The organism is Sulfurovum sp., from assembly GCF_041551015.1.
Lineage (GTDB): Bacteria > Campylobacterota > Campylobacteria > Campylobacterales > Sulfurovaceae > Sulfurovum.
Window position 1 is genome coordinate 1 of sequence record NZ_JBFENQ010000181.1, and the last position, 2990, is coordinate 2990.

The window sequence follows — 2990 nt, forward strand, 5'->3', positions numbered from 1 at the left end:
ATTCCGTGCGTTCCCAAAAATGATTCAAAGACGAGTGGCATATCTCCAAAATCCCAATAGTGATGGTGTTGTGCATTGATATATCCGAAATTTGAGAGAAGTTTACCACCTCTTAATCTTAGTCCATTTCCCAGTGCTGTAGTTGTAAAGTAAGCCTCCTCTACTTCGACACCACTTTCGCTGAAATGAAAAGTGGCATCCATACTGAAAAATGGATCTACACTGCTTGAAAGGATAAGCTCCGCATAGTTAAAATTAAATCCCTGGTTTGCATTGTAGGTAGCCTCGTTACTATCACCGTGTGCATGCTCTGCATAGAGACCATGTGCTATACCAGGAAGTCCGAGATGAGACAACTCATCGTCGTTTATACTACGATTTACATAAGAGAAATCCCCAATGAGCGAGATATCCGGAATATATTTTGAACTGTCAAAAGTTCTTTTATCTTCTTCTAAAAGTTGTGCTATATCACAGTATGCAAATCCTGCACAAAGCATACTTGTTAATACTATTTTTTTCATAATCTATTATCCTTGTATTATTAATATTTTTATTTTTTTAAATGTTTTATTTTTGTTTAATAATTAGGAATTTTTTGGAGGAGCAGTCGCATCAAAACCTAGAGGTACATAACGTACCTCTAGAGACTTCATACCAACGATGTCAAGACGCTTTTGCACTACTTGTAATTCAAGATCTATAGGTTGATTTACGACCCTACACTGTTCTACTTCAAAAGATTCAGCATTGTGTGATACAAAAAAACTGGGTAGATGAACCTCATGATGTTTAGTGTCTATGTGTTTAAAGCTTTGGCATGAATTACACTCTTCTACTGTGTCAAGTGCATGTTGACCTGAGTGTATTGCATAAGATTGAGAGACCAACAAAAAGAGCACACTCAATAATAACTTAACAGACTGTTTTAATGTCATAAAGATTGCCTCCTTTCGTACTCTTAAAATCTTGTCTAAACAGATGCTAGACAAGATGGACATTTACCATTGATGATGACATTATTTATCTCATACCCTGGTAATGCGATATCAACATTTTTGATACACTCTACAATATTACACATCACACATACAAAATGTGCATGTGGATTGAGTTTGAGCTCGAAGTACCTTTTTTTATCGTTAGATTCAAAAGCACTCAAGATACCCTCTTCCTCAAACTTGGAAATATTTCTATAAAAAGTCGCTTTGTCCATAGAGATATCTTTTTTGATATCTTCATAACATAATGGCCTTTGTGCTTCTTTTAATATCTCCAAAAGCTTTGCTCTTGCAGTAGTAAGCTTGATATTTTTATTTTTGATCAATTCTTCAATTTTCATGGCAGGATTATAACTGAAATTAAATTAAATGCGACTAAGTTGCATTTAATTTATATGAAGTGGTATTTACTATATACTTGGATTGAATTATATGAGTGAAGTGAGAGAGTATACTTTAATATTTATGACCGACCGCAACAAGGCGATTCGGTCAAAGATGTAGTTAAGTCTGATGACTTAGTGGCAACCACATCCTGTTCCACAGCTCTCACCTTCTGTTTTTGCCGGTGCTGGTGTAGAAGCTGCTCCTGCACCTGTACTACACGCACTTACACCAGGAGGTGTAGTTGGTTGTACTCCTGAATTGTCTGCTCCACCTTCTGCATTGACTTTATCAATGAATGCAAGAAGATTAGATGCTGCTTCCTGATAACGTTTAGCAGTTTCAGAGTCAGGCATGTGGTATGTTACTGGCATACCAGTATCTCCACCTACTCTAATTGCTGGTTCTATCGGGATACGAGCGATAACATTTGTGTCATACTCTTTTGCAACCGGTTCTGTTGTACCCATACCAAAGATATCTGACTCAGTATCACATGAAGGACAGATAAATCCGCTCATGTTCTCAATAACACCCGCAGTTGGAATATGTAGTTTTTGGAACATATTTAATGAACGTCTACTGTCATCAAGAGAAACCTCCTGTGGCGTCGTTACTGTAATACCTGCAGTCACAGGTACAGACTGAGCAAGTGAAAGCTGAGCATCACCAGTTCCTGGAGGCATATCGATCACAAGTACATCCAATTCAGACCAAAGAATATCTCTTAGGAACTGTTCGATCGCTTTCATGATCATAGAACCTCTCCAGATAAGAGCACTTCCTGGCTCCATCAATGAACCCATAGACATAATTTCAACACCATATGCTTTTAATGGATGTACTTTATTACCCTGAATTTCTGGCTTTTGATCTTGAACGCCCATCATACGAGGAATGTTCGGTCCATAGATATCTGCATCAAGCAAACCTACTTTTTTACCTTGCATTGCCATAGCAACTGCAAGGTTCACTGATGTAGTAGATTTACCAACTCCACCTTTACCTGAACTGACCATTACAAAATTCTTAACATGTGGAGCGATATTCTTACCGCTTACTGAGTTAGACATTTGTTTTGGTGCTTCTGGAGCAGTTATATTAATGCTCACATCTGTGAAACCAAGTTTATTTAGTTCACTTGTCGCTTCCTCTTTAAGTTGTGCTTTCACTTCATCTGCTGATGATGTAATATCAATAGTCAAACCAATCGTTTCACCATTTATATTGATGTCTTTTACAAAACCAAATGTTACGATATCTTTGGTGAACCCGGGATATGTTACGTTTTTCAACGCTTCTAATACGTTTTCTTGTGTCATGTTATTTATTCCTAACTTAATTTTTGTTCGTTAATAGTATAGAAGTTATACCACCTAAATCTTAAATTAGATTGAAAAATTCTACTAAGTATTATAATTAAGAGTAAAATTATCTGATTAACCCATAATTAAAGCCATCTAAAAGTATGACTAAAGCAATCTATAAGTATAATACGTTACTATTCGACACACATTATAAATATATGGGGATAAACTTGTCAAACACTACTTTGATACTTCTAGGAGCAGGCAGTTCCTCTAGATTTAAGACTAAGATGAAAAA

General features: G+C 36.4%; 3 protein-coding genes and 1 pseudogene. All 4 read right to left on the bottom strand.

Annotated features, from left to right (window positions below; all coding sequences use genetic code 11):
• Positions 1-524 (bottom strand): annotated as a pseudogene (locus tag ABZC96_RS09405) (hypothetical protein); the annotation flags it as partial.
• Between the two features lie 63 nt (positions 525-587).
• Entirely contained in the window at positions 588-938 is a 351-nt protein-coding gene (locus ABZC96_RS09410) for a hypothetical protein (protein ID WP_373030692.1), read from the bottom strand.
• Between the two features lie 35 nt (positions 939-973).
• Positions 974-1342 carry a Fur family transcriptional regulator gene (locus tag ABZC96_RS09415; protein ID WP_373030694.1) on the bottom strand — a complete coding sequence of 123 codons (369 nt, stop codon included), beginning with the start codon at positions 1340-1342 and terminating at the stop codon, positions 974-976.
• 177 nt (positions 1343-1519) lie between these two features.
• Positions 1520-2707 carry a P-loop NTPase gene (locus tag ABZC96_RS09420; protein WP_373030696.1) on the bottom strand — a complete coding sequence of 396 codons (1188 nt, stop codon included), beginning with the start codon at positions 2705-2707 and terminating at the stop codon, positions 1520-1522.
• Positions 2708-2990: the final 283 nt, after the last annotated feature.

Bases quoted from the DNA above. Each gene is read 5' to 3' on its own strand.
- ABZC96_RS09410 (WP_373030692.1), bottom strand. From the start codon at position 938: ATGACATTAAAACAGTCTGTTAAGTTATTATTGAGTGTGCTCTTTTTG.
- ABZC96_RS09420 (WP_373030696.1), bottom strand. From the start codon at position 2,707: ATGACACAAGAAAACGTATTAGAAGCGTTGAAAAACGTAACATATCCC.
- ABZC96_RS09415 (WP_373030694.1), bottom strand. From the start codon at position 1,342: ATGAAAATTGAAGAATTGATCAAAAATAAAAATATCAAGCTTACTACT.